Annotated in this window: 26 protein-coding genes, 1 tRNA gene and 1 pseudogene; 12 read left to right on the top strand and 16 right to left on the bottom strand. The window is 68.3% G+C overall.

The window, feature by feature from the left end; all coding sequences use genetic code 11:
* Positions 1 to 184: 184 nt before the first annotated feature.
* Positions 185 to 1138: a cation diffusion facilitator family transporter gene (locus AB0F86_RS15190; RefSeq protein WP_067637093.1), complete on the top strand. Its 954-nt coding sequence runs from the start codon at positions 185 to 187 to the stop codon at positions 1136 to 1138.
* A 463-nt stretch (positions 1139 to 1601) separates the two neighbouring features.
* Here the strand turns inward: AB0F86_RS15190 and AB0F86_RS15185 are convergent, their stop codons facing one another.
* Positions 1602 to 2960, bottom strand: a complete 1359-nt coding sequence (locus tag AB0F86_RS15185; protein WP_356986523.1) for a lipase family protein — start codon at positions 2958 to 2960, stop codon at positions 1602 to 1604.
* Positions 2957 to 4102 (bottom strand): alpha/beta fold hydrolase, encoded by a 1146-nt coding sequence (locus AB0F86_RS15180; RefSeq protein ID WP_356986524.1) that lies wholly within the window; start codon positions 4100 to 4102, stop codon positions 2957 to 2959. The genes AB0F86_RS15185 and AB0F86_RS15180 overlap by 4 nt, the downstream gene beginning before the upstream one ends.
* Before the next feature lie 193 nt (positions 4103 to 4295).
* Here AB0F86_RS15180 and AB0F86_RS15175 point away from each other — a divergent pair, with 193 nt between their 5' ends.
* Positions 4296 to 5513, top strand: a complete 1218-nt coding sequence (locus tag AB0F86_RS15175) for a helix-turn-helix domain-containing protein (RefSeq protein ID WP_356986525.1) — start codon at positions 4296 to 4298, stop codon at positions 5511 to 5513.
* Between the two features lie 106 nt (positions 5514 to 5619).
* On the opposite strand, the pseudogene AB0F86_RS15170 reads toward AB0F86_RS15175, so the two are convergent.
* From AB0F86_RS15170 to AB0F86_RS15160, 3 genes and pseudogenes are all read right to left on the bottom strand, one after another.
* Positions 5620 to 5928, bottom strand: a pseudogene (locus tag AB0F86_RS15170) (transglycosylase family protein); the annotation flags it as partial.
* A 378-nt stretch (positions 5929 to 6306) separates the two neighbouring features.
* Complete coding sequence (locus tag AB0F86_RS15165) at positions 6307 to 6939, bottom strand: response regulator transcription factor (protein WP_067491858.1); 633 nt, start codon at positions 6937 to 6939, stop codon at positions 6307 to 6309.
* 11 nt (positions 6940 to 6950) lie between these two features.
* Positions 6951 to 8132, bottom strand: a complete 1182-nt coding sequence (locus AB0F86_RS15160; protein ID WP_356986527.1) for a sensor histidine kinase — start codon at positions 8130 to 8132, stop codon at positions 6951 to 6953.
* Positions 8133 to 8330: 198 nt separating this feature from the next.
* Between AB0F86_RS15160 and AB0F86_RS15155 the strand changes: the two genes are divergently transcribed.
* Together AB0F86_RS15155 and AB0F86_RS15150 are read left to right on the top strand one after the other, a co-directional pair.
* Positions 8331 to 8891 (top strand): heme-binding protein, encoded by a 561-nt coding sequence (locus tag AB0F86_RS15155; RefSeq protein WP_067637102.1) that lies wholly within the window; start codon positions 8331 to 8333, stop codon positions 8889 to 8891.
* A gap of 55 nt (positions 8892 to 8946) precedes the next feature.
* Positions 8947 to 9441, top strand: coding sequence for a DM13 domain-containing protein (locus tag AB0F86_RS15150; protein WP_225279022.1), 495 nt, complete (start codon positions 8947 to 8949; stop codon positions 9439 to 9441).
* Between the two features lie 3 nt (positions 9442 to 9444).
* Here the strand turns inward: AB0F86_RS15150 and AB0F86_RS15145 are convergent, their stop codons facing one another.
* Positions 9445 to 10398: an ATP-dependent DNA ligase gene (locus AB0F86_RS15145; protein WP_356986651.1), complete on the bottom strand. Its 954-nt coding sequence runs from the start codon at positions 10396 to 10398 to the stop codon at positions 9445 to 9447.
* Between the two features lie 96 nt (positions 10399 to 10494).
* Here AB0F86_RS15145 and AB0F86_RS15140 point away from each other — a divergent pair, with 96 nt between their 5' ends.
* The 4 genes from AB0F86_RS15140 to AB0F86_RS15125 all read left to right on the top strand — a co-directional run bounded on the left by AB0F86_RS15140 (position 10495) and on the right by AB0F86_RS15125 (position 13150).
* Complete coding sequence (locus AB0F86_RS15140; RefSeq protein WP_356986529.1) at positions 10495 to 11259, top strand: hypothetical protein; 765 nt, start codon at positions 10495 to 10497, stop codon at positions 11257 to 11259.
* Positions 11260 to 11345: 86 nt separating this feature from the next.
* Positions 11346 to 11705 carry a cupin domain-containing protein gene (locus tag AB0F86_RS15135; RefSeq protein ID WP_356986531.1) on the top strand — a complete coding sequence of 120 codons (360 nt, stop codon included), beginning with the start codon at positions 11346 to 11348 and terminating at the stop codon, positions 11703 to 11705.
* Positions 11706 to 11826: 121 nt separating this feature from the next.
* A tRNA-Glu gene (locus AB0F86_RS15130) sits at positions 11827 to 11899 on the top strand.
* Between the two features lie 105 nt (positions 11900 to 12004).
* The gene (locus AB0F86_RS15125; RefSeq protein WP_225279019.1) at positions 12005 to 13150 is read left to right on the top strand and encodes an acyl-CoA dehydrogenase family protein; all 1146 of its coding nucleotides are present in this window, start codon (positions 12005 to 12007) and stop codon (positions 13148 to 13150) included.
* A gap of 52 nt (positions 13151 to 13202) precedes the next feature.
* Here the strand turns inward: AB0F86_RS15125 and AB0F86_RS15120 are convergent, their stop codons facing one another.
* The 8 genes from AB0F86_RS15120 to AB0F86_RS15085 all read right to left on the bottom strand — a co-directional run bounded on the left by AB0F86_RS15120 (position 13203) and on the right by AB0F86_RS15085 (position 20846).
* Positions 13203 to 14423: a cytochrome P450 gene (locus AB0F86_RS15120; protein ID WP_356986532.1), complete on the bottom strand. Its 1221-nt coding sequence runs from the start codon at positions 14421 to 14423 to the stop codon at positions 13203 to 13205.
* The gene (locus AB0F86_RS15115) at positions 14420 to 15673 is read right to left on the bottom strand and encodes a cytochrome P450 (protein ID WP_356986534.1); all 1254 of its coding nucleotides are present in this window, start codon (positions 15671 to 15673) and stop codon (positions 14420 to 14422) included. Before AB0F86_RS15115 ends, AB0F86_RS15120 begins: the two co-directional genes overlap by 4 nt.
* Positions 15670 to 16236 (bottom strand): ATP/GTP-binding protein, encoded by a 567-nt coding sequence (locus AB0F86_RS15110; protein WP_067491890.1) that lies wholly within the window; start codon positions 16234 to 16236, stop codon positions 15670 to 15672. Before AB0F86_RS15110 ends, AB0F86_RS15115 begins: the two co-directional genes overlap by 4 nt.
* A 28-nt stretch (positions 16237 to 16264) precedes the next feature.
* Entirely contained in the window at positions 16265 to 16603 is a 339-nt protein-coding gene (locus AB0F86_RS15105) for a DUF742 domain-containing protein (protein WP_225279015.1), read from the bottom strand.
* On the bottom strand, positions 16603 to 17010 hold the full coding sequence (locus AB0F86_RS15100) for a roadblock/LC7 domain-containing protein (RefSeq protein WP_067491837.1): 408 nt from the start codon (positions 17008 to 17010) through the stop codon (positions 16603 to 16605). Before AB0F86_RS15100 ends, AB0F86_RS15105 begins: the two co-directional genes overlap by 1 nt.
* Positions 17007 to 18434 carry an ATP-binding protein gene (locus AB0F86_RS15095; protein WP_356986536.1) on the bottom strand — a complete coding sequence of 476 codons (1428 nt, stop codon included), beginning with the start codon at positions 18432 to 18434 and terminating at the stop codon, positions 17007 to 17009. Before AB0F86_RS15095 ends, AB0F86_RS15100 begins: the two co-directional genes overlap by 4 nt.
* A gap of 196 nt (positions 18435 to 18630) precedes the next feature.
* Positions 18631 to 19854: an SGNH/GDSL hydrolase family protein gene (locus AB0F86_RS15090; RefSeq protein ID WP_356986537.1), complete on the bottom strand. Its 1224-nt coding sequence runs from the start codon at positions 19852 to 19854 to the stop codon at positions 18631 to 18633.
* Positions 19851 to 20846 carry a saccharopine dehydrogenase NADP-binding domain-containing protein gene (locus AB0F86_RS15085; protein WP_356986539.1) on the bottom strand — a complete coding sequence of 332 codons (996 nt, stop codon included), beginning with the start codon at positions 20844 to 20846 and terminating at the stop codon, positions 19851 to 19853. Before AB0F86_RS15085 ends, AB0F86_RS15090 begins: the two co-directional genes overlap by 4 nt.
* Positions 20847 to 20963: 117 nt before the next feature.
* Here AB0F86_RS15085 and AB0F86_RS15080 point away from each other — a divergent pair, with 117 nt between their 5' ends.
* Positions 20964 to 21854, top strand: a complete 891-nt coding sequence (locus tag AB0F86_RS15080; protein ID WP_356986541.1) for an AraC family transcriptional regulator — start codon at positions 20964 to 20966, stop codon at positions 21852 to 21854.
* Here AB0F86_RS15080 and AB0F86_RS15075 read toward each other — a convergent pair whose 3' ends face one another.
* Positions 21855 to 22262 (bottom strand): RidA family protein, encoded by a 408-nt coding sequence (locus AB0F86_RS15075; protein ID WP_225279010.1) that lies wholly within the window; start codon positions 22260 to 22262, stop codon positions 21855 to 21857.
* A 52-nt stretch (positions 22263 to 22314) separates the two neighbouring features.
* On the opposite strand from AB0F86_RS15075, the gene AB0F86_RS15070 reads away from it, so the two are divergent.
* Positions 22315 to 22923 (top strand): TetR/AcrR family transcriptional regulator, encoded by a 609-nt coding sequence (locus AB0F86_RS15070; RefSeq protein ID WP_356986543.1) that lies wholly within the window; start codon positions 22315 to 22317, stop codon positions 22921 to 22923.
* On the opposite strand, the gene bla is transcribed toward AB0F86_RS15070, so the two are convergent.
* A complete protein-coding gene (bla, locus tag AB0F86_RS15065) occupies positions 22916 to 23842 on the bottom strand; it encodes a class A beta-lactamase (protein ID WP_356986545.1) in 927 nt (308 codons plus the stop codon). The genes AB0F86_RS15070 and bla overlap by 8 nt on opposite strands.
* Positions 23843 to 24006: 164 nt before the next feature.
* Between bla and AB0F86_RS15060 the strand changes: the two genes are divergently transcribed.
* Together AB0F86_RS15060 and AB0F86_RS15055 are read left to right on the top strand one after the other, a co-directional pair.
* Entirely contained in the window at positions 24007 to 24873 is an 867-nt protein-coding gene (locus AB0F86_RS15060) for a LysR family transcriptional regulator (RefSeq protein ID WP_225279007.1), read from the top strand.
* A gap of 289 nt (positions 24874 to 25162) precedes the next feature.
* Positions 25163 to 26098, top strand: a complete 936-nt coding sequence (locus AB0F86_RS15055; protein ID WP_356986653.1) for a serine hydrolase — start codon at positions 25163 to 25165, stop codon at positions 26096 to 26098.
* Positions 26099 to 26219: the final 121 nt, after the last annotated feature.

The raw sequence follows: 26219 nt of genomic DNA, 5'->3' as shown, positions 1-26219 counted from the left end.
CGACTCTTCAGGATCCTGCTGGTGCCGTGCTGGAAAGTAGTTCCTGCGAGCCCGGCCGGGCCTGCTCCAGGAGGGGGGAGCAGGGCTGCCGGGCTCGCTCCGTTCCCGGGTGACGAAGGAATTGCATACATAGCGATTCGTGCATATGATTGCGCCGTTCGGTTCACCGGAGAGGGGAAATCGCATGGGCGCAGGACACGGGCACGACCACGGGGTGTCGGCCGACAGTGACAAACGCTGGCTGGCAGGCGCACTGGCCCTGATCGTCACGTTCCTGATCGGCGAGGTCATCGTCGGTATCGTCGCCGATTCGCTGGCACTGCTGTCCGACGCCGCGCATATGACCACCGACGCCGCGTCCATCGCGCTGGCGCTGTGGGCGATCCGGTTGGCCGCGCGCCCGCCGAAAGGACGGATGACCTTCGGCTGGAAGCGGGTGGAGATCCTGTCCGCCCAGGCCAACGGGCTCACCCTGCTCCTGCTCGCACTGTGGCTCGGTTACGAGGCGATCCGCAGGCTGTTCGAGCCGCCGGAAGTGCACGGCGGCCTCGTGCTCGTCACCGCGCTGGTCGGTGTGGCCGTGAATGTGCTCGCCACCTGGATGATCAGTCGCGCCGATCGGACGAGCCTCAATATCGAGGGCGCCTACCAGCACATCCTCAACGACCTGTTCGCGTTCATCGCCACCGCTGTCGCGGGTGTGGTCATCATCCTGACGGGCTGGGCACGCGCCGATATCGTCGCCACCCTGATCGTGGTTGCGTTGATGATCAAGGCGGGCGTCGGACTGATCCGCGCGTCGAGCCGCATCTTCCTCGAGGCCGCCCCCGACTACCTCGACCCCGCGCAGATCGACACCGATATCCGCGCCCGCGACGGCGTGGTCGGCGTGCACGATCTGCACATCTGGGAGATCACCTCCGGCTCCCCCGCCCTGTCGGCGCACATCCTGGTGCAGCCGGGCCGCGATTGCCACGCGGTGCGCGAAGACGTGGCGCACATGCTCGACCACGACCATCACATCAGCCACGTCACCCTGCAGGTCGACCACGCCACCCCGGAGGTGCTCGCGATCGGCAACCGGCAGAGCAGCGCCTGCGGCGACACCCACACTGCCGAAGCGCCGCACACGCACTGACCCCGAACGCGAGAATGCCCCACACCGGAAGGTGCGGGGCATTCTCGTGGGCCGACGTTCCCGTCGACCCGGCCGTCACCGGCCGAAAGCGCTGACGAATCAGCCGCCGAAGGAGCCGGTCCACAGGGTGTCGACCAGACCGTGCAGAGCAGCACCCAGGGTGTCGAAAAGACCGTTCAGGGCGGCGCTACCGGTGTCGATGATAACGGGGATCATAAATACTCCTCTGTTTCTCATGCTCCAGCCGAGGCTGGCTTACGAATGGCATATCGACCCCCGAACGCCGCGAGTTACGCAAATTACGGATTAGTGACAGCCGTTACAGTAACCTAGTTTCACCTATCACCACCTGCGGTTATAGGTGCGACATCGTGTTACTTAAAATTGTATGAGAAGTTTCTGAGAGTTATTTAATCAGCCTTTTATGTTTAGGTCCCGGCGACCGTGGGAATTGTGCCGAGAATTAGCTGATGCGTAATATTTCCCTTTCTTGCGGTACCAGCGGCGAGGACTGCGCAGCCGATGTCGACGGAGCCTCGGCCACACCGATCGACCGGCCGGCAGCCATGGTCAGCACGACCTGCAGGAACTCCAGGTGCTTGCGCATCGCCCGCACGGAACGGGCCACCGAGGTCACCGTCTCCGTCCCGGTCTCGGCCTGCCTGCCCGCGAAACGGTCGGCGAGCCAGTCGAGGACGACCGGGACGACGAGGAACTCCAGCGGCAGATGGGAACCGTTGCGGATGCGCAGGTACCGCACGGCCGCACCGGCCCGCTCGTAGCGCCGGACATGCGCGTCGATGTCGGCGACCGCGATCACCTCGTCGCGCACGCCTTGCACCACCAGCAGCGGGGCGGCCGGGGCCTTGCCGCCGGGCTCGACGTCGGTGAGAACGCGGCGCAGCACCGGTTCGGCGAGCAGTTCGGCGATGCCGCCGCGCAGGTGGCGGGCGACATCGCGGCGGGCGAACCGCAGCAACAGCGCGAAGGTACTGCGTTGTTCGGCCTCGCCGAGCAGGGCGCGGAACCGTGTGTCGAAGTGGTCTTCCAGCACGGGGACCAGCTCCGGGTAGGCGCGGCGCAGACCGGCGACGAAGACGGCGGGGAACCCGGCGAACCAGCCGCCGTTGAGCCGGAGGAACGCCGCCGCCGGGTCACCCACGGGCGACCCGGCGGCGGCGCCGACGATATCCAGCTCGGGGGCGTACTCGGCGGCCAGCTCGGCCGCCCAGGCTGTGGCCAGCCCGCCACCCGAATAACCCCACAGCGCAACCTGATTCGACGGCGACAACCCGAGCGCACCGAAACTCAGCGCCGCACGAATGCCGTCGAGCGCCCGGTAACCGGGTTCCCTCGCGGCGCCGAACCGCCCGTCGATCCCCTCGTGGTCGGGGACCGAGACCGCCCACCCCTGCCGCAGCGCCATCGCGATGATCGGCAGTTCCAGCGGGGCGATCGAACCGATGGTCTGCGCGCCCCGGCGCAAGGCGTAGGACGGAAAGCACTGCGGGGCAACGGCATCGATCGCGCACTGGAACGAGACGAGCGGGCGGGACTCGCGCGGGTCGGCGCCCCAGGGCAAGAGCACTGTCGTCACCGTCACCTCGGCATTGCCGTCGAGATCGCAGGTGCGATAGAGCAATTGCCACGCGGCGATACGTTGCGGCACCAGACCGAACAGTGCCAGCTCCACCGAGCGCGACCGCACCACCGTGCCGGGGGCGAGCGTCTCGAGATCGGGTGGGGCGCTGTAGAAGGGATCGTCGGACGGCAGCGGCGGTGCTCCCCGCAGGGTGGCCGCCCGATCGAGCAGACTGGTCATAGGCTGCCGCCGCCGCCGAAGAACCACGGGTTGAACGTGCAGGCCAGCTCGGGTGCACGTGCCGGATCGAGAGCACGCAGCGCGATGGAGGCCGCGCGCGGGGAGTACATCATCGTCAGGTGGTCGGAGACGTCCTGTTCGCAGCCGGCCTGCAGGGTGATGTTGTCGACGGTCGCGTCCGGCCCGGCGACCAGGAAGCCCAGGTCGAGGGGGTTCATCACTTCGTCGTAGCGGGAGCCGACCACGGTGTAACGCACGCCGGGCACGGTGTCGCCGCCGGCGTTGAGGGTGGTGTAGAACGGCGAACCGATGGCCTGTTCCACATTGGCGGCGCCGATGATCGGCCGGTAGAAGCCGAGGATGTCGATGCCCGCGTTGTTGATCATGCGGCCGAGCGAGGCGATGCCGAGCAGCGAGGTGCCGTGGTGGGTGCCGCCGAAGCTCACGAGGGTGGCGACCTTGCCCTGTCCCCCGTCGAACTTGAGGTAATGGTTGGCGATGGTCGCGCCCTGGGAGTGGCCGACGATATCGACCTGTTCGGCGCCGGTCGCGGCCAGCACCCGCTCGATGAACGCGGCCACCTGGCCCGAGGATTCGACCATCGGGCCCACCCCGTTGCGGCCGGGCAGGATCGCGCCGAGCCCACCGGCCTCCAGCAGGGTCGACTTGCCGAAGTTCAGGGTGAACACGCAGTGCCCGGCATCGGCCAGCCGCGGTGACAGATAGGAGAAGGTGTCGTAGGCGTTGAGCCAGGTGCCGTGCAGCAAAATCACCGGTCGGGGATGGGCCGCGGTGGGTTTGCAGTCCCAGCGGTTGGCCTTGGGCGGCGCGGCGTCCGGGTGCAGCAGCCCGTAGGCGAAGGCGGGCAGGTAGGCCGACATCGAGGGGCCCTCACCGACGGTGTCGGAGGCACGGCTCGACGAGCCCGAACCGCTGCCCGAGGCGCTGCCGGTATCGGCGATGGCAGTGGGGCGGCCCTCGGGGGTGGTCGGCGCGGTGGCGTTCAGATATTCGGCCAGCGAGGCGACGGTCGGTTCGAGCGTGGGAGTCGCGGCGGCCGAGTGGGTGCCGAGCGCGAGGAGCGCGGCGGCGATGCCGAACGCGGACAGGGTTCGGCGAAGAGGATGCGTCGTTGCAATCAAGGTTTCACTTCCGTAGAACAGCGTCGTCGGGCAGGCGGCCCGATGCGCGTTCTGCGAATCTATGACCGGCGCCACAGGGTGTCACTGCACCGTGCGCCCAGAAAACGCCACCGCTCTTGTCTCGTGAACCAAGTTCTCGTCGTAGCCGACTGGAGCGCCCACTTTCGCCCTGTCTTGGGACACAATTCGTGGCATGCTCGCCGAACAAGCCACGTCCGCCGCACCCGATCTGACGACTCGCCTGTTGAGTCGCTGGCCCCAGATCGCCGAGCGCATGCTCGCCGATGGACTCGCCGCCAAAGCCCCCGCCGAACTGCCCGCGGGCCACTTCACCGCCGAGGTGCTGCCGACAATCTATGCCTGCGGACGGGCGGTGCTCGACGCGATCGCCTCGAATCGGGAGTTCACCAAGTCGGAAGTGGCCATGTTCGTCGCCCCGGTCGCCGAGCGGCATGCCGAGGACCGGTTGCCGTTGCCGCTGCTCATCGACGCCATTCACGCATCGGCGCAGTCGTTGCTCGCGGCGGCCTCGGCGGAGGCCGAGCCCAGCGAGATGTTCGAGTTCATCCACGTGTTCAGCCGGCTGCTCGACCTGCTCCGCCACATCAACATGACCGTGGTCGAGACCTACACCGAGGTGGAGCAGTCGATCTACCACGCCGAACGCGAGGCACGGCGCGAGTTGTGCTCGGCGCTGGTGCGCGGGCTACCGGCCGAGGAACTCGCGGCGCGGGCCGACACGACGCTGGCCGAGCAGTACACGGTCCTCGCGATCCACCTCGACGAGCAGCCGCGCACCGGCAGCGCGGCCAACCTGCTGACGCGCCGCCGCATCCGGGTGTTGCAACGCGACCTCGACGCGCTGACCGGAACGACCACCCCCGCCACCTTCGACGGCACCAGCGGCATCGCCCTGCTGAGCCGCTCCGAGGCCGATGTCCTCGACGCCGCGCGTTTCGACCAGCTCGCCACGCGGTTGGCCGAACAATTCGGGGTTCCGGTGTTTCTCGCGGAGTTCTCGGAGGTGGCCCGCGACGACATTCCCACCGCCGCCAAAGACGCGAGCGAACTGACCGAGCTGGCTCGGCTCCGGGGTAAACCCGGCGGGTGTTACCGCCTCGACGATCTGCTGCTCGAGTATCAGCTCACCCGGCCGGGCCCGGCGCGAGAGCGGTTGGCGCAGCGCGTGATTCCACTGTTGTCGAGCCCGCATCTCGTCGAGGCACTCGAAGCGCATCTGCAGTACGGTGCCGACCGGAAGACCGCCTCGCGACGGATTCATGTCCACCCCAATACCTTCACCTACCGGTTGCGCCGCATTGCCGATCTGACCGGCCTCGACCCGGCCGATCCGAAGGATTCACGAATGCTGGCGGCCGCGCTCACGGTATATCGGCTGGATTCGGCATAAACGAAAAAACCCGCTATTCGACGTGTGCTTCGAATAGCGGGTATTCCGTTTCCCGACAAGGAAAGTCTTTATTGCGCGGCGTACCTTACAGGTAGGCGCTGCAGGTCGGCCAGGCGCCGGGGCCCTGGGCCGCGAGCACGTTCTCGGCGACGCGGATCTGCTCCTCACGGCTGGCGTTGTCGGCCGTGCCGGTGCCGCCGTAGGCCTCCCAGGTGCTCTGCGAGAACTGCAGACCGCCGTAGTAGCCGTTACCGGTGTTGATACCCCAGTTACCGCTGCTCTCGCACTGCGCCACGGCGTCCCAGTTGTTCGCCGAAGCGGTGGCAGTGGTCAGACCGGCCGGAACGGCGATCATGGCACCGGCGACAGCGGCGAAACCGAGGGCACGGGTGGTGAACTTGCGATTGAAAGACATAAGCATTTCCTGCCTGCGCCCACCGACTCGGTATTCGAACTACCGCGTCCCTGCCCCACAGGTATGTCGGGGATCCTCGAATCGCGGGGCAGGCTTTGCGGCGTTCTGCGATTCGATTCGGCTCGGGTTGTTGTTCAAGCCGTGATCGAATGTAGCTGTTTCGCAACAGAAGATCACGCACCGATCACGGACGCTTATGTAGCAAAGTTTGTCCAAACGTACGCTGTTCACCGCTGGTCGTTCGTGATAAATCCGTAATCACAGAACTGTGCTTCAGGCGGCTATTTGTGAGCGGCCTCACAGGTATTTAGTGGGCCCGATCACGTTTCTTACAGGCAATTCGGGCAACCCTTTGTATGAGTAGTGGCCGCAAGCCCCTCAGGCGAGGAGCCGCTTCTCCGATGCCACGGCCACCGCGGCGGCCCGGGTATCCACGCCGAGCTTGTCGTAGATGCGCCCGAGATGCGTTTTCACCGTCGCCTCGCTGATGTGCAGCGCGCGGGCGATCTCCCGGTTTCCGAGGCCTTCGGCCAGCTTGCCGAGGATGTCGCGCTCGCGAGCGGTGAGGGTGGGCCCAGGGTTGCGCATCTTGGCCATGACCTTGGCCGCGACCGGCGCCGACAACGCGGTCTGCCCGCTCGCGGCCGCCCGGATGGCGGCGAACAGTTCCTCGGGGCGTTCGGCCTTGAGCAAGTATCCGGTGGCGCCCGCCTCGATCGCGCGGGTGATGTCGGCGTCGGTGTCGTAGGTGGTCAGCACGAGGACGTGCGGTGTCGGCGCCGGCTGGGCGGTGATGAGCCTGGTCGCGGCCACCCCGTCCATCTCGCCGCCGAGCTGCAGATCCATCAGCACCACGTCGGGGTGCAGGCGCCCGGCCAGCGCCACCGCCGCCGGACCGTCGGCGGCCTCCCCGATCACCTCGATCCCGGGTGCGCTCGACAGCAGGGCGTGCAGGCCTGCGCGCACCACCGCGTGATCGTCACAGATCAGCAGGCGCACGGTGGTGGTCATAACGGCCGATGCTAGCGGGCATCGCCCGGTGCGACCTGGGCCAAGGGGATCGACACCGACAGCACCGTCTCCTCCCCCGGCGCCGATTCGATCGCGCAGGTACCGCCCAGCTGACGCACGCGCGCCCGGATCGCAGGTAGACCGTGACCCCGATGCTCGGCCGGGTCGCCGACGTCGCCGGGATCGAAACCGCGTCCGTTGTCGGCCACATCGAGGACGATCTGGTCGTCGAGGCTGGTCAGCGTGAGTGTCGCCGTGCTCGCTCGCGCGTGTTCGCGCACATTGGCCAGCGCGCCCTGGGCGATGCGGAGCAGGGTGGCTTCTACGCGCTGCGGCAGCGGCACCGGCGCACCTTCGATATGGCATCGCACAGTGAGGGTGTCGGTGGATTCGCGGTCGGCGAGCGCGGTCAGGGCGGCGGCCAGTGACCCGCCCGCGGCGAGATCGGCGGGGGCGAGATCGTGGACGAAGCGGCGCGCTTCGGTGAGGTCGCGTTCGGCGATCTCGGCGGCCGAGCGCAGATGCGTGCGTGCCAGCCCCCGGTCGGTATCCCAGACCAGGTCGGCGGCCTGCAACAGCATGCGCTGGCTGGACAGACCCTGGGCGAGGGTGTCGTGGATCTCCATGGCGAGCCGTTCACGTTCGGCGAGGGTGCCTTCGCGTCGTTCGGTGTCGGCCAGTTCCTGGCGGGTTCGCACGAGGTCGTCGATGAGTGCCGCCTGCCGGGTCGCCTGCCTGCGCATACCGACGAACAACGCGGTGGTCACGGCGGCCACCGCGGGCGGTGCGAGCACCAGGTTCGGATCGAGCCAGCCCGCGATGCGCACCTGACTGGCCACCACCAGCGCGGTCAACACCACCACCAGCGTCACCGCGGTGCGTTCGGACAGGATCCGCAGGCCCGTGTACACCAGTGGAACCGCGCACCAGGCGAAGCTCGGCGCGAGCACCACCAGCACCGACCAGGTGAGCACCAACCCCGCGAACCACACGAGCCGGTGCGACGCCCGCAACTCGCTGAGCCCGTAGAGCACCGCGAGCGCCACCGCGAGGACGACGATGAGCGGCGTCGACCGGGTCTCGCTGTGCCGGATCAGCCAGCGCAGCAGCGACGCGGCGAGCAGCACATAGAACGCGCTGTGCACGATGATCGCGAGCAGACGGGTGTCCTCGCGCTGGTCACCGAGGTCCATGCGGCCTCCTCCCTCTCCTCGGCATTCTCCCCCGGCGCCGGGGCGCGGCGGGTCATCCGATCGGTTGACCCGGGTGTCGTCCGATCCGGCCGCGTACTCCAGCCACACCGTCGATTCGCCGGAGCCGCCGGGCGAACAGGATGGATATCACCAGGCCGCGCCGCAGATCCGACGGCCGAGAAATGCTCAGGAGCAGCAATGACCAGCAAGTTCAGCACCCGTAACCGTCTCATCGTCGCCGGTGCCACCGCCGCCGTCGTCGGCGCGGGCGTCGTCGGTGTCGTCACCGTGCAGGCCGCCGATCCCGACCCGGCCACCCGCACCCCCGTGGTCGTCGAGGCGGCCGACAACAATCTGGCCACCAGCACGCATCTGTCGGTCGCCGCCGCGACCAAGGCCGCCCAGACCGCGCTCGACGCGGCCGCCAAGGAGAACCAGCGGGTGAGCGTGGCCGTGGTCGACCGCAACGGCAATGTGATCGTCACCCTGCGTGGTGACGGCGCGGGCCCGCAGTCCTACGACGCCGCCCAGCAGAAGGCGTTCACCTCCGTCTCGTGGAACGCCCCGACCAGCGAGCTCACCAAGCGACTCGAGTCCGCACCCCACCTCGCAGACATCGACGGCACCCTCTTCCTCGGTGGCGGTGCCCCGGTGAAGTCGAAGGGCGCGCCCATCGCGGGCATCGGCGTGGCAGGCGCGCCGAGCGGCGATCTGGACGAGAAGTTCGCGCAGGCCGGCGTGGCCGCGCTCGGTAACTGATCGAAGGCTGCGCCCGGCGGGCGGACGGAGAATGATGGACCTCGAAGGAGGCATCATGTCCGCACGCCGGGTTCTGTTCAGTGTCCTCACCATCGGCCTGGTCACAGTCGTGGCGGTCGGGCTGTATCTGTTCCAGCCGTGGCGGTTGTTTACCACGGTCACCGTCGACGAGGCGCCGGTGGTCGCCGCCGACGGCGCTCCGCCGCCACTGCTCGCTCAGGGCACGTTCCTCTCCCACGAACACGACACCTCGGGCACCGTCGCGTTGCAACGAGCCGCCGACGGCACGCTGGTGGTGCGAATCGCCGACCTGCGCACATCCGACGGTCCCGCCCTGCGGGTCTGGCTCACAGACCAACCGGTGGTCCCTGACGATTGGCACAATTTCGACGACGGCGCCCACATCGATCTCGGCGCGTTGAAGGGCAACGAGGGCAACCAGAACTACGAGGTGCCCGCCGGGACCGATCTGTCCTCGGTGCGGTCGGTCAGCATCTGGTGCGAGCGGTTCCACGTGTCCTTCGGTGCGGCGACGCTCACTCCGGTCTGATTCTCATTCCGCGCGACGGGCGCGGGCGCGTCGTTTGCCCTCGTGCATGGCCTGCACCCGGGCGACCGGGATGGTGTGGCCCTCGGCGATCAAGTCGTCCGGGAGTTGTTGTGGTTCCGGCATTTCCGTCGACCACGGGTCGGCGTCGGCGAGCAGGTCCGGCACGGTGCGCAGCGTGAAATCCGCGGGTGTCACGTCGTCGAGGTCGGACCAGTTCAGCGGGAACGACACGGTGACGCCAGGACGGATGCGCGGGCTGTAGGCCGCCGCGACGGTGGCGCCGCCCGCACGCGTGGCGTCGAGGAACACCTTCCCGTGGCGGTCCTCACGGATGAAAGCCGTTGTCCCGACGGCAGGATCGATGCGCTCGGCCCGCGCGGCCACCGCCCGCGTCGCCGCGGCCGCGTCCTCCACGTCGATGCCGTCGACGACCGGTACGAAGACATGCAACCCCTTGGACCCGCTCGTCTTCACCGCCCCCGCCAGTCTGTCGGCCGCCAGCGCCTCCCGGATCAACCGTGCCCCCGCCACCGCGTCGGCGAACGTCTGCCCCGGTGATGGATCGAGATCGAGCACCAGATGCGTTGGCGCGGGTGCTGATTCGGCCAGGAACAATGTTGCGTGATACTCGACTGCCCGCTGATTCCCGAACCACAGCAGAGTCCGCAGGTCGTCACACAGCGCGTAGGTGATCTCCCGCCGCGAACTCTCCGCCCACACGGTCGTGCGCCCCACCCACTCCGGCGTGTACTTGGGCAAATTCTTCTGCATGAACGGCTCCTGCCCCGGCCGCACCCGCACCACCGACAGGGGACGCCCCCGCAGCACCCGCACCAGCCGCTCCCCCACCGCCTCGAAGTACCCCACCAGGTCCCGCTTGGTCGCCTCGGCACCGTCGAACAGCGGCTGATCGAGATTCGACATCTCGACCCCGCCCCACACCTCTTTACCGGCCATCGCTCCACCCTCCACCCCACCACTGACCAGGTCAACCACCGCGCTCATCGAAAAAGACGTTGCCGCCGACGTATCGGCACCGGCACGCTCACTCCTGTGCGCGCCGAGAATTCCGGATACGACATCTACGCATCAGGCCTCGGCCCACCGCGAGCCTTTCTCGATCTCGATTGGCCGCTGGACCCCGCGGTGTCGCCGGTCGACCGAGAGCGGATGGCAGCCCACCATGCGGTGGCGGCCATCATCGAGCTGTCCCGCGGTTTGTTCATTCCGCTGCGGTTCGAGGCATCCCGATGTGTGACGAACGATGTCGACGGCGTGTGGATGGTCGCCGACCGGTCGGAACCCGACGACCACGTGCGCGTGAACGCCGCGGGCAGCGTCCTGGTGCCCGCATCGTCCGCTCCGGTCGGCGTCGATGGACATGCCATGACGACAATGCTCGACGACCTGCTGACGACGCCCGGTGAAGCGTCCGAGCTGCGATGGCGCGGATGGAGCGAGATCCGCGTCGACGACACACTGGCCGCGCTGCCCACCGCCCTGGTGCCGACCGGTGACGAATTCATCCTCGACGACCTCGACAACAGGGTTCGCGACCTCCGAATCCCTGTGCGACGACGATCCGACGGAGTGTGGGTCGGCAGGTACGACCTCGGATTCTGGACCCCGATCTCGGTCACCGTATTGCGGGAGGCCCACGTCTCCGGCATCTCCGACGCCGACGGGCACCACACCCTCCTGATGCTGTCGATCGACGTCCACTGGTCAGTCTGGTGGCGAGACGGTTCCCCCGGCCGCGCCATGCTCGATGCCGCCCTCCACCGCCTCCATGACCTCGGCTGGCACCACAACTACTGACAGAGCCGTCAGTGCTTCGATTTCGAGTCCCTGTGCTTTATGAATAAGGGGCACGCACAGCTCGATCGGAACGGAACGACCTCGCCATGCCTGACCCAAGCCCCGAAGCCGGCCCAGCGCCGGTGGTCCGCACGACTCTTCTCGACCAGGTGCTGCCATCACCGCAAGCCGTGCACCGCGTCGAGATCAGGCGCATCACGCTCGCCCCTGACTTCTCCGGTGGCCTCCACGTCCACAACGGACCGGTCTTCGGCAGCATCGAATCCGGCTCCGCCGTATATCAAGTCGAAGGAAAAGAACCCACGATCCTGCGCCCCGGCGACGTGTTCTACGAACCTGCGCACACTCGCATCGCCCGCTTCGACGCCCGCCACGACGGTGTCACATTCCTCGGCTATTTCCTGCTCGAGGCCGACCAGGAAGCCGAGCTCGAGTTCCCGGACTGACCGTGGACGCAATAAGAGGCCCCACGGCGATGAGCGGGCCTTCTGCCGCCCGTTTTGGTCGATCGCCCGGTCGTCGGCTAAGGTATGTTCCGCGCGGTTCACGCTGGTGAATTGCTGTTCTGGCCCCGTCGTCTAGCGGCCTAGGACGCCGCCCTCTCAAGGCGGTAGCGCGGGTTCGAATCCCGTCGGGGCTACAGATGAGCTCCCCGGTCTACCGACCGGGGAGCTTTTTCGTGTCCGGAGACAAGGCTTTCCGTTCGCGTTGACATCGGCCCAGGCGCCATTCGTACACTGTAGGAATGAAGCGCACCCTCTACACCGAGGACCATGAGGCCTTCCGTGCCTCGGTAGCCGAATTCGTCAAGCGGTCGATCGAACCGAAGGCCGAGAAGTTCATCGAACAGCGCGCGATCGATCGCGAAACCTGGTTGGCCGCAGGCGAACTGGGCTATCTCGGGCTCGGGGTTCCGGAGGAATTCGGCGGCAGCGATGCCGGTGACTACCGGTTCAACGCGGTGCTCGGCGAGGAACTGGCCAAGGCCGGTGCGGCGATCTCGTCGTCGTTCGGCATCCACTTCGACGTGTGCGCCCCCTACCTGGTCGAACTGACCACCGACGAGCAGAAGCGGCGTTGGCTCCCGAAGTTCTGCACCGGCGAGCTGATCACGGCCATCGGCATGACCGAACCGTCGGGCGGTTCCGACCTGGCCGCGCTGAAGACCACCGCCGTGCGCGACGGCGACGACTGGATCATCAACGGCTCCAAGACCTTCATTACCAACGGGTTCAACGCCGACCTGGTGATCGTGGCCGCCCGGACCAGCCCGGAGAAGAAAGCCAAGGGCATCACCCTGTTCGTCGTGGAGAACGGCATGGACGGCTTCACCCGCGGCCGCAAACTCGACAAGGTCGGCCAGCCCGAATCCGACACGGCCGAGCTGTTCTTCGACAATGTGCGCGTCCCGGACGCCAATCGCCTGGGCGAGCTCGACCGCGGCTTCATCACCATGATGCAGATGCTGCCCCAGGAACGCATCGGCGCCGCCGCCTCCAATATCGCCCACGCGGCGGCGATCCTGGACGAGACGCTGGCATATGCCAAGGAGCGCAAGGCTTTCGGGCAGCAGATCGGCAGCTTCCAGTACAACAAATTCCTGTTCGCCGAGCTGGTCACCAAGGTGGAGGTCACGCAGGCGTTCATCGATCAGTGCCTCGCCGCGCACACCGCCGGTGAGCTGTCGGCCGTCGACGCCGCCAAGGCCAAATGGTGGTCGGCGCAGGTGCAGAACGATGTGCTCGACGCCTGTGTGCAGCTGCACGGCGGCTACGGCTACATGCGTGAATACCGGGTGGCGCGGGCCTGGATGGACGCCAGGGTCACCAAGATCTGGGCGGGTTCGAACGAGATCATGAAGGAACTGATCGGCCGCGATCTGGGTCTGTGAAGCAGAGCGTCGCGCCCGGTGAAACGATCCACCGGGCGCGACGCGACGCCGGTCAGTTCAGGGTGATCGGCAGCGCGGCCAGATCGTTCTGGGTCAGCACCGGCAGGTTGCCGAGCTCGCTGTCGGGCACGGCCAGGCGCAGGTTCGGGAAGCGGGCGAACAGCGCGGGCAGCGCGATCGCGGCCTCGAGCCGCGACAGTGCCGCACCGGGGCAGATGTGCGGGCCGTAGCCGAAGGCCAGGTGGCGGTTGGCGGTCGAGCGGGTCACGTCGAATTCGTCGGCGGTCTCACCGTGCACGGCGAAGTCGCGGCCGACGGCGCGGTAGGACATCACCACACCCTCGCCCTTCTCGATCACGGTGTCGCCCACGGTGATGTCCTCGGTGGCGAAGCGCATCAGCAGGTGCGAGACGGGTCCGTCCCAGCGCAGCGACTCCTCGATAACCTGCTTCCAGTCCACTTCGCCTGCAAGGACTTTCGCCAACTGCTCGGGTTCGTTGAGCAGCGCGCGCACGGTGTTGACGATGAGGCTCACGGTGGTCTCGTGCCCGGCGGCGACGAGGGCCTTGATATTGCCGATCGCCTCCTCCTCGGTGAGCGCCTCGCCGCCCTCGTCGGCGACGACGAACGCCGAGGTGAGATCGTCGCCCGGGTCGGCGATCTTCTTGCGCACCTGGTCGGTGAAGTACACGTCGAGCTCGCCGATCACGCGCAGCCGCTCGTCCTGCGGGGTCATCACGGAGAAGAACTTCTTGTACCAGTCGAGCAGCTGGGCGTGGTCTTCGCGCGCGACACCCATCAGGTCGCCGACCACGCGCATGGGCAGCGGGTAGGCGAACACCTGCTTGAGGTCCACCGGGGTGCCGTCGGCACCGGCCGCGGCAAGGTCGTCGAGGAGTTCGGCGGTGAGTGCTTCGATCCGCGGGCGCAGTTCCTCGAGCCGGCGCGGGGCAAGCGCCTGGGCGGTCTTGAGCCGCAGCCTGCGGTGTTCGGCGCCGTCGACACTGAACATCGAGCGGTCGACGTCGACCATCCCGATCAGCGGCCATTGGTTGCCGACGACGCCGTCGGCGAACAGTTTCCAGGTGTTGATGTCCTTCACCAGGCGGGTGTCGGTGGTCAACTGGCGGGCCAGGGCGTGGTCGGTGACGGTCCACACCGTCACACCCATCAGGTCGATCCGGGTGATCGGCCCCGCGTCACGAAGTCGGGCGGTCTCCCCCGCGAGATCACCGACCATGGGGTCGATGGCGATAGGGCATTGCGAACTCACGAGAAACCTCCGACGGGTCGAACAGGGGTGAAACGAACGGGCAGTGCTTGCATGCCCCGAAGGAAAGCCGAAGGTCGCCGGGTGAGCTGGTCGGCCGGAACCGCCAGGTCGACATCGGGGAGCCGGTCGAGCAGCACCTCGATCCCGGTTCGCGCGATGATCTCGGCGATCTGCTGCGCCGGGTACGGGCAGCGGTATTCGCCGTAGCTGAACGCGAAGTGCGCGTTGTTGCCGGTGGGTACGGTGTCGCCGTCGGAAAACGACTGGCGCACATGTGGATCGAGGTTTGCAGCGGCCAGGCCGAGCAGCAGCATGTCCCCGGCGCGGATGGTGCGGTCGCCCAGGCGCGTGTCGCGGGCGGCCCAGCGACCGGCCAGGATGGAGGTCGGCCCCTCTTCCCAGAGCACCTCGTTCATGGCCTGGCCGACGCTGCGCCTGCCGCCACCGAGTGCGGCGGCGAAGCGTTCGTCGGTGAGCATCAGCCGCATCGAGCTGCCGAGCCAGTCGGCGGTGGTGAGGTGACCCGCGGCGGCGATCGCCATCAGGTCGTTCATGTACTCCTCGTCGGTGAACGGCTCGGGGTCGGCCAGCATCAACGAGGTGAGGTCGCCGCCGGGGCGGGCCTTCTTGGCGGCGACGAGGCGGGCCATGTGCTCAGCGAAACGTATATGCCCGGCCTGGGCGTCGGCGCCGCCGTCGGCGAGGGTCTTCATGGTCAGCGCCAGGTCGGCGGCATCGGCGTCGGGCAGGCCGAGGATGCGTCCGAGCGCGAGCACCGGTAGCGGTTCGGCGAATTCGGCGACCAGGTCGGCGGTGCCGCGCCCACAGAACCGGTCGACCAGCTGATCGGCGAGTTCCTCACAGGCACGGCGCAATTCGAAGTGGTCGACCGCGTCGAGCGCGGGTTCGACCATGGCCAGGTGGCGGCGGTGTTCGGCACCGGCGGTGAAGTAGATCGACGGCATCGGCCGCCCGACCATCGGCAGCAGCGGCCAGTCCTCGGGCACGCGACCCCACTGGTTCCACAGCGACACATCGCGCGGGAACAGCACCGGATCGCTGGTCACCTGGTGCAGTTCGCGGTATCCGATCACCAGCCAGGCGGGAAAGCCGCCGGGCAGTTCGACGGCGACGACCGGGCCGTGTTCGCGGCGCATCCGCCGGTACACCTCGTGCGGTTCGATATGGAACTCGGGGCCGCTCAGCGGGACGGCGCCGGTGACCGGGCAGGCGCCTGTCGGTGTGCTCATGAGACGGTCTCCCCCTGTGGGACAACAGAATACAGGTGCTCGATCAGGGCGATGAGTACCTGTTTGCTCGATTCACGCGAGCGGGCGTCACACATCAGCAGCGGGACCGCCGGGTCCAGGTCCAGCGCGTCGCGCACCGCCTCGGGGGCATGTGATTCACCGAAGTCGTTGCAGGCGACCACGAATGGCGTGCCCTGGTGTTCGAGGCGGTCGATGGCATACCAGGAATCGGCGATGCGCCGCTGATCGACGAGCACGATCGCACCGAGCGCACCGGCGAACAACCGGTCCCAGAGGAACCAGAACCGTTGCTGCCCAGGGGCGCCGAACAGATACAGGACGTGCTCGTCGTCGATGCTGATTCGGCCGAAGTCGAAGGCGACGGTGGTGGTCGACTTGCCCGGTACGCCGCTCGCGTCGTCGACGCCGACACCCACATCGGTCATCGTCGCCTCGGTATCGAGGGGGCGGATCTCGCTCACCGAACGGACCAATGTCGTTTTGCCGACACCGAATCCGCCGATGATGACGATTTTCAACCCGTGCCGCGCCGTGCTGTGCAGCGGCGCCCGTGACCGCTCGGGTACGTCTTCAGAGCCTGCGAAGTCCAACGAGCACCTTCTCGAGGGTGGAAAGATCCAGATTCATCGCCGCCGACAGCGGTGGCCTGATGGTGATCTTGCCCGCGGCGAGCAGATCCGACAGCACAACCGTCGCCACGCCCACCGGCAGCCGCAGTTCGGCCGCGATCTCCACCACGGCGGTCGGCGCCACGCACAGCTCGAGGATCGCGACCTGTTCGGAGGTCATGCCCGCGTTCGGCGCCGACTCGCTGACCACGAGGGTGACCAGGTCGAAGTCGTCGTCGGCGGGCATCCGGCCGCCGGTGAGGGTGTAGAACCGGTCGGGATCGTCGTCGCGGCCGAGCATTACGGCGTTCCTCGGCGCGGCTGGGCGGCGAGGTGTTCGCCGAGCTGCTCGACCAGTTCGTGCATGGTGTGCCCGACCAGGCCCGCGTCGGCGTCCTCGGCGGCGATCACCGCTAAGTGCGCGCCGAGTCCGGCCTCGACCACGAACAGGATGCCGCCGTAGAACTCGGTCATCGACTGGCGGACTCCGCCTCGCCCGTCACCGAATTCGACGGAGGCCCCGTGCGCGAGGCTCTGGAAACCGGCGGCGATCGCGGCGAGTTGGTCGGCGCGGTCGGTGTCGAGTTCCGGGGTGTGGCAGATCTTGAGGCCGTCACCCGAGAGCAGCAGGGCGTGGCGGGTGCGTGGGGTGCGGGCGAGCAGCTTCTCGAGCAACCAGCCGAGATTGGTCGCGGCGGTGGTGGTCATCGGTCCTCCTGAGGGTCTGGGGCAGAGGCGGCGCTGCCTGTGCGCGGCTCGGTGCGGGCAGAACGTTGGAAGGCGCCGAGTGCCGAGGGTTTCGCCGGCGCCACCTGGGTGGGTGCGGGCGGGGTGAGACCTTCGGGATGGACCTGCGCGAGAGTGCTGCCGCGACGACGCTTGGGCAGCGCCGGGGTGGTCGCCGTAGGCAAGTGGGCGGCCTCACCGGCGGGTGGTGACACCTGGCGGGCGATGGCGTCGGCCCAGCCGAGGTCGCCGTTCTCGGTGTGCGGTGTCGGCCGCGGGGTCGGTGCGTCGAACTGGCCGAGGTTGGTGAGCTGGATGCCGCCGGTGTCGGCACGCTGGGTGGCGGGCGCGGCGTGGCGGCCCGTGTCGCGGCCCCGGCGTTCGGCGCGGGCGGTGAGTTCGCGCGGGACGACGACGACCACGGCCGTGCCACCGATGGCCGAGGGCCGGTACGACACGGTGAGATCGTGTTTGCGCGCGAGGTTTCCGACCACGGCGAGCCCGAGCCGAGTGCCCGAGAGGGAGGCCAGGTCGGCGCCCTTGCCCTTGTGGTCGCGGCCGCTCACAGCGGCCTCGGCGCGGCGCAGGGCCGATTCGCTCATCACCAGGCCGCTGTCCTCGATCGTGATGACAACGCCCGCAGGCACTTCCGCCGCGTAGACATGCACCTCGGTGGTGGGCGGGGAGAAGTTGCAGGCGTTGTCGAGCAGTTCGGCCAGCGCGTGCATCACACCTTCGGCGGCGTGCCCGGCGATACCGACCTCGGCCACCGCGCGCAAGCGCACGCGCTGATACCCGGCCACGCGGCCCATCGCGCCACGCAGAATCGACTCCATCGCGATCGGTTTGGCCCAGCGGCGACCGGTGCGGGCACCGCTCAGGACCGCGATGCTGTCGGCGAGGCGGCCGGTCTGGGCGGTGCGGTGGTCGATGTGGAGCAGGTCGGTGAGTACGCGGGGGTCGGCGTGACGGTGTTCCATCTCGCGCAGTTCGGCGAGCATGCTGGTGGTCATGGCCTGGATACGGCTGGCGGCACCGGCGAAGGCCGCGAGCGCGGCGGCACCGCGACGCGAGTTCTCCTGCGCCTCCCAGGCGTAGGCGGAGCTGTGTTCCTCGGCCTTCGCGATGCGCTGCGTCGCCTCGGCGACGGTGGCCGCCAACTGCTGTTCGGCGCGCTGAGCGGCGGCGGCGGAGATGTCGGCCCTGGCGGTCTGGCGCAGTGCTACGAAAACCGCCGGGCAGGCGATCAGCGCCGTGACCAGCGCGCCGACCAACACGGGAACGCCGATGCCAGGGGGTGCGAAAACCACGGTTAGCGCGGCGATCACCACGATGACCACTGCGGCGCTCAGCACCACGTACCCCGCCGGTCCCGCTGTCGTGCGGTCCCCCGTCGCGTGCGTCACCGGCCCGACTTCCGCAGTAACCACAGGCCCCCAACCACCAATCCTCGAGCCAAACATGCAGCAAGGCAGCCCGTTTCGATAACGGGGCGAGCATATCGAGCCCTCGCCCCGACTGCCACTCGAGCAGTCAGGGTTCACCGGTTGTTGACCCGGTGGTCTCTTCCGGCGCTGGTGACAGCCTCGCCGCTGTCGAGCATCACAGCACACCCGCGTCGGCTATGGCCGTCGCCATAGCACCGTAGCCGAGGTCGTTGGGGTGCAGGTGATCTCCGCTGTCGAACTGTTGCGCCAGTCTGCTCCGGTCGTCCGGTGCGGCCAGGGCACGGTCCAGATCCACCACCGCGTCGAAGGCGTTGCCGGTGCGGATCCAGGAATTCACCTGAGCTCGCAGGTCGTCCTTGCCGGGTGAGTAGTACACCGAACCACCGAAAGGCAGCAGGGTCGCGCCGATCACGCGCACACCGGCCGCGCGGGCTTCGCCGATCAGCTCGCGATAACCCGCGATGAGCTGGTCGGCCGAAACATTCGGGGACAAGACGCCATCGGGGCCGGTGGTCCCGGCCAGGCCGATGTCGTTGATGCCGACGAGCACGATCACCGTGTCGACGCCGGGTTGTTCGAGGACGTCGCGACGGAAGCGGAGGCGGGCACTGTCCCCGAGCACGGTCGAGTCGGTGAGCAGCCGGTTGCCGCTGATACCCGCGTTGACGACCGCGTGCGGTCCGGTTCCCGGGTGGCGGGCGAGCTGGTCCGGGTAGCGCTGGTCGGTGTCGACGCTCGAGCGGTAGCCATCGGTGATGGAATCGCCGAAGGCGACGGTGACCTCCCGTTCCGCGCCGATCGCGTCGATGCCCGTCAGGTAGTACCAGGAGCGGGAGGTCTCGGTGAAGGGCGTCGCGGTCGGTTCGGCCGCGTGGTCGCCTGCGGCACGGAAGCTGGTCGTGGCAGCTTGCGCGTGCTGGGTCGCCGGGCCGGTCGCGCGAGCGAAGTAGAGGGTGACGGTGACCGCCTCCCCGGCGGCGACCGGGAGGGGAATCGGGTCGCTCGCCGCCTCGGCGCCGGGGGCGAGATCGAAGGTGGTCGAGCCGGCCACTGTCAGCGGGTGCATCGACTCGGGTACCACCGCGGCGCCGCCCGCACTACGAGCCACCGTGGCACCCGCGACGGCCAGCGGTTCGGTGCCATAGCGATTCGACAGCCGGACCCGGACCTGCGGGCCGCCGCCCGTCAGACGGACGACCTGGCGGACGGTCTCGTCGGCAAAGCCGTCGGCCGACCAGTTCTGGCTCGCTGGATGCTGGGCGGCCGCCGCCCACACGCTCGACCACTCGGGTGCCGGCTCACGCGTGCCGCAGGCGACCAGCACCAGGGCGGTCACCGTCGCGAGGAAGGCGACCGCCCGGCGTGCGGGTTTGTTCATCCGAGCGACCAGGTCATGCCGAATTCGCCCAGTGTGTCGAGGAATTCGACCGGGTCGAAGAGTTCGGCCGGTGACTGCGCGCCCGGTTTCGCGCCCGCGCCGATGCGGGTCGCTACCGTCACCGCGAGCTGGGCACTGTTGCGGTACGTGTCGGGCCCGCTTCCGATGCCGCGCAGTGTTTTTCCGTCGCGGTGGATGTCGACCACCATCGAGTACGGAGCCGGGGCGGAGGGTGTTTCGGGCGCGCGTTCCAGGTCGGCCTCGGTGACGGTGCCGACCATCGCGAAGATCTCCTCGGCCAGCACACCTTCCACCGAAGCGGCCGCGGTATGGCGCGGGATCGTCACCACGGCCGGCTGTGGGAACTTCAGCACCGCGACAGGGTCGGTGGCGCCGGGCAGGAGCAGGGTGTCCCGGCGCGGCTGGGGACCGGTGCGGAATTCGCCGTCGGACCAGGAAAGACCACCACTGGTGAAGACGTCCAGATTGCGCAGCACCGTGCGCATACTGCCACGTGAACCCTCACCACCGGGTGCGACCACATGGCTGAGCACGATCTCGTCGGCACCGCCGAGCCGCCGCGCACCGAGGTGGGCGAGCAGGTCACCGAACACGCCCGCCTCCGTGACGGCCGTGACCAGGGTGACGCCCGCGGCCTCGGCGAGCGGCCCGTATTCGTCGAACACCTTGCGGACGAACAATTGTTCGCCCGCGACGTCCACATAGCTCGCGCCCGCGGCGACGGCGGCGCGCAGCACGCCCTCGCCGGTTCCGGTGTAGTCGGGCAGGGTGCTGATGACCACGTCGACTCCGGTTAAGGCGGCGACCAGCGCGGAGTGATCGTCGGCTGCGGCGACCCGGGCAGGTACGCCGAAGTCCGTCAGCCGCTGGGCGTTACGTCCCACGACGATGGTGTCGATTCCACGGTGAACCAGTTCCGCCACCACGAAACGGCCGACGTGTCCACTGGCCCCGTACACGGCGATCTTCATGTCCTACTCCTTGCTCATTCGGTTGATCAACTCAGCGTATGAGCAGATGTCAGGACGCGGAATCATCCAGGATCCACACAAGATATCCATGCGTCTTCGGAGGTATCGTCATCGGTTATGGATCTGCTCAGTGATGTGTTGGCCACCGCGCGAACCGGCGACCCGGCGTCAGGGATGTTCGTGCGGCACGCGCCGTGGGGCCGCAGGTATCCGCTGATGGAAGGTGCCGGTTTCCATGTCGTCCTGCAAGGTTCGTGCTGGCTCACCAGGCAGGGGGCCGAACCGATCGCGCTCGGTACGGGGGACGCGGTACTGATGCCGCGCGGGGTCGCCCATGGTCTGGTCGATCAGCTCACCAGCTCGTTCACCGAGACCGCGGGACCCGACGACGTCCGAGTGGTCGACGGCCCCGGCGCCCCCGCCACCCTCCTGTGCGGGTCGTATCACCTCGCCGCCGACCGCACCCATCCATTGCTCGCGGAATTGCCCGAGGTGGTGCACATTCCGGCCCGGCTCGGCACGCACGCGTCGTTGCGCGCCGCCGTGGACCTGCTCGCCGCCGAACTCAGTGACGCCCGCCCCGGCGCCGACGCGGCCGTCCCACCGCTACTCGACCTGCTCCTGCTCTATCTGTTGCGCGCCTGGCTTGCCGAGAGCGCCACCCATGACACCGCACGGTGGTCGGTGGCGTTCACCGATCCCGAACTATCGCGCGCGCTGCGGGCCGTGCACGACGACCCGGGCCACAACTGGACCGTCGAATCACTGGGCGCCCGTGCGGGTTTGAGCCGAGCCGCGTTCGCCAAGCGCTTCACCACCCTGCTCGGCGAACCGCCCCTGGCCTATCTCACCCGCTGGCGGATGCTCACCGCCGCCCGGCTTCTGCGCGAGACCGACCACCCGTTGGCCACCATCGCCGGGCGCACCGGTTACAGCTCCGAATACGCCTTCGGCAAAGCCTTCAAACGTGAATACGGTGTGGCCCCCGGCCGGTACCGCGCAGGGTGATCAGTCGAGCACCGCGGTCGCCTCGACCTCGACGAGCAGGTCGGGTTCGCCCAGCGCCGCCACGCCGATCAGGGTGATCGGTTTGACCGGGTCGACACCCATTTTCGCGGCCGCGCGACTCACTCCTTCGCCCAGCAGCGGATATTTGTCGGCGTTCCAGTCGACGACGTAGATCGTCAGCTTCGCGACGTCGTCGAAGGATCCGCCGATCGCGGTCATCGCGGTGCCGACATTCAGGTAGGCCTGTTCCACCTGGGCGGCGAAATCGCCTGCACCGACCGGGTTTCCGTCGGCGTCGCGTGCCACTTGCCCGGCCAGGAAGACCAGGCGTGAGCCGGTCGCGATCGACAGCTGTCGGTACACCTCGGGCTTGGGCAGCCCGTCCGGATTGATCAGTTCCACGGTCATGTTCGCTCCCATCGTCGGCCATAACCATAACGCTGTTATGTAATGTGGCGCCATGGGTAGAACGCGGAATCCGGCGGTGCGGTCGATGTTGATCGAGCGGGCGGCACAGATGGTCGCGGCGCGTGAACCGGTGACGCTGCGCGGGCTCGTCGCCGGGACCGAGGTGTCGACGATGGCCGTGTACACCTATTTCGACGGCATCGACGGGTTGTGGCGGGCGGTGCGGCAGGAGGGGTTCACCCGATTGGCCGCGCGCCTCGCCCATGTGCCCGACACCGGCGATCCCGTGCGCGACCTTGCCGCCCTCGGCAGCGCCTACCTCGCCAACGCGCTGGCCGAACCCGATCTGTACCGGGTGATGTTCGACGCCGGTTTCGAACTCGAGGACGCGCCGGCCGCCGATGCGACATTGGAGCGCCTGGTGGCCGCCGTTGCGCGCGCCCGCGACCTCGGCCGCTTCCGGGCCGAGGTCGACCCCCTCGAACTGGCGACGCAGAGCTGGGTGATCGGGCACGGGCTGGCCGCACTGGTGGCGACCGGACCGTTGCCCGCCGAGGCACTCGATCACGGCGTCCCGATGCTCACCGCGTTGTTCGTCGGAGCAGGAGACGACCCGCAGCTGTGCGCCTCTTCCGTGCGAGCGGGGTGGCGGGTCAATTGAGTTGGGCGACCGCTACTTTCGTCGCCTCGGCGAGGAGTTCGTTGGACGGTTCGGCGTCCTGCTCGGACTTCGTCGACAGGACCGCGAGCACCAGGGGCGGGCGGTTCGGCGGCCAGGCGATGGCCACGTCGAGGGCTGAACCGTAGGCGGGGGTGCCGGTCTTGTCGCCGACAGTCCAGTCGGCGGGTAGACCCGCCTTGATGCGTTTGCCGCCGGTGGTGTTGGCCTTCAGCCAGTCGGCGAGCTGGGTGCGTTCGGGCGCGGCGAGGGCATCGCCGAGGACGAGGGCGCGGTAGTCGGCGGCCAAGGCGGCCGGGGTGGTCGTGTCGCGTTCGTCGCCGGGGATGGCGGTGTTGAGTTCGGTTTCCCAGCGGTCCAGGCGCGTCACGTTGTCACCGAGGGTGCGCAGGAACGCGGTGAAACCCGCTGGGCCGCCGAGCAATCGGAGCACCAGGTTACCCGCCGTGTTGTCGGAGAGCGTGATGGTGGCATGGCAGAGGGCCGCTACGGTCATGCCGGTGTCGACGTGCTTCTCGGTTTCGGGTGAGAACTCCACCAGGTCTGCGGCGGTGTAGTGGATGACCTGGTCGAAGTAGCCGGTCGAGAGTGGGTGCGCCTGCAGGAGGGCACCGCAGGCCAGGCCCTTGAAGGTGGAGGCGATGGGGAAACGTTCGTCGGCCCGGTAGGCGACGGTGGCGCCGGTTCCGGTATCGGTGACCGAGAGACCGAGTCGCGCACCGTATTTCGATTCCAGACCGGCGAACTGGGTGGTGTCGGCGGACGAGGTGTCCGGCGCGGCCGAGGTTTCGCTCGGGGCTGCGGGTTCGGAGGAGCACGCGGTGAAGGTCAGTGTGGCGAGCGCGAGTGCGGCGGCCGCGAGGCGTCTGCGGATCGGGTGCTCGGTAGCGGAGGAAGTCACCGGTGCACCACACCATCGCGGGCGGGTCGTGGCCAATATCGGATGCCGTCCGCGTCGAGTCGTGATCGATATCGCCGCAGTTGAGGTGCGGTATCCGAGGCGATTCGCCGGGCACTTCGTCCGGTTCGGGCGAGTCGTTTCGTGGCCGCTGGTTCAATGGCCCCATGGACCTGCTGCGCCACCTCCGGTTCTTCGTCGCCGTCGCGGACGAGGGCCATTTCGGGCGGGCGGCGGCGGCACTCGACATGACCCAACCACCGCTGTCCCAGGGTCTGCGGCGTCTCGAACAGCACCTCGACATCGAGCTCGTGCACCGGACCACCCAGGGTGCCGTGCTCACCCCGGCGGGCAGGCAGTTGCTCCCGCGCGCCCGGCTGCTCGTCGACGACGCCGATCGACTGCTCGCCGAATCGCGGCGCATCGCCCAGCTCAGCGGCACCGTCCGCTTCGCCGCGACCACCGCCCTGCCGGACCGCGTGGTCACCGCGTGTGTCACCGCGCTGCGTCCCGCCGGCGGGACGGTGTCGACCACGATCGGCACCACCGTAGACCTCGTCGCCGACGTGCGGTCGGGCATCTGTGATGTCGCGGTGATCGAACATCCCGCGCTGGTCGACGGCGTCGAAGCGGGCCCCGTCGTGAAACTCCCCCGCTGGCTGGTCGTTCCCGCCGGTCACCGCACCACCACCACCGAACGCCCCACCTTCCCCATGCTCACCGGCCTGCACTTCGCCCATGCACCGCGCCCAGCCAACCCGCCTGCCCACGACGCGCTCCTCGATCTCCTGCGTGAACGCGGCCTCGACGCTGCACCCCTCCCCGCGCCCGACGACCGCGCTGTGCTGGCAGCGGTAGCCGCCGGAACCAGCTTCGGGCTCACCACCACCCCACCCACTCCCACGCCGGGCGTCGCGTGGTTGACCTTGGCGCCGCAGTCGGTCGCGTTGCGGGTCAGGGTGATTCGGCGGACTGATACGCGCGGGCAGGCGGACGTGCTCGACCGCGTGCTGTACCGGGAGCGGTTGCGGTGACGGTGCGAATCACCCGTCTGTGCGCGATGAGGTGTAGGCGAGCAAGTGCTGTGTGTGCTGATCGATTTGGCACGACCGGCGCACAGGCCGCGTGCACGCCGGTCGAGAGGCGGAACGCGCAGATCGAGTCCCCGTCGCCTCGGTTGCGAGGGGTGCGTGCGGAGCACGGCGCCGGGACGGCCACGGCCGGGCGAGGCCACCGAAGCGCGGACGATTCTCGCGGCGGAAGATGGCTGCACATGGTGCGTCGCGTGACTGTTCGGAGCGTGCGGTGAGCCGGTCGTTCGACATGCTGCGTGCGGGGTCGGGGTTCGTGGCTGCCGATCAGGCTGCTCCGACGGCCGCGGACAGGATTCGGGCGGTGTTCGCGGATGCCGGGTGCAGTGGGTGGCTGCATGCGCGGCGGTGTGACGGTTCGGCGGCGGAGATCTCGGTCGGTGGGCGGGATCGGGTGGTGATGGCGTCGGTGTACAAGTTGCTGTTGTGCGTGGCGTTCTATCGCGAGGTGGACCGCGGGCGCATCGATCCGGCTGGCAGGCTCACGATCGATCCCGCCGACTGCACCCCGGGCCCGACTGGTATTGCCGCACTGCACGATCCGATCACGCTGAGCCGTCGCGACCTGGTGACCTCGATGATGACGGTGTCCGACAACGCGGCCGCCGACGTTCTCCTCGGTGAGCTCGGGCTGGCCGCCGTCACCGACCTGGCCGCCGAACTCGGCCTCACCGAAACCCGGGTCGTCGGCGGCACCGCCGATCAGCACCGAAGCCTGGTGCGCGACACCGACACCCACAGCACCGCCGAGGCGTTCGCGGCGCTGGCCGACAACGACGAGGCTTGGACGGTGTCGGCCTACGATCCCGCCTACGCCAGCGCGACCACTCCCGAGGAGATGACACGCCTGCTGTGGCGGCTCTGGTCAGGCCGCGTGTTGTCCACGGAGAGCGGCGAATTCGTGCGCGCGATCATGCGCAACCAGATCTGGCCGCACCGGGTCGCCGCCGGCTTCCCACATCGCGGTGTCGTGGTGGCGGGCAAGACCGGCACCGTCGGCATCATCCGCAACGAGGTCGCTGTCGTCAAATTCCCCGGCGAAATCCCGGTCGCCGTCGCGGTCTTCACCCGCGCGGCCCGCGCCGACCCCGCCCTCCCCGTCGTCGACGCCGCCATCGGCGAGGCCGCCCGCATCGCGGTCACCGAGCTACGCCGCCCCGCCCCCTGAACCCTCTCTGGACAAACGATCACCACGCTCTGGTGGTGTTCGGCTCTCGGGCGATGCCGCCCATCAGAGCCTGGTGATCTTGAAGTGACTGGGTGTGAGCCGGTTCGACGGCCTAGCATCG

The organism is Nocardia sp. NPDC023733 (assembly GCF_040639775.1).
Classification (GTDB): domain Bacteria; phylum Actinomycetota; class Actinomycetes; order Mycobacteriales; family Mycobacteriaceae; genus Nocardia; species Nocardia rosealba.
This window is presented reverse-complemented; position numbering and strand designations above follow the sequence as displayed.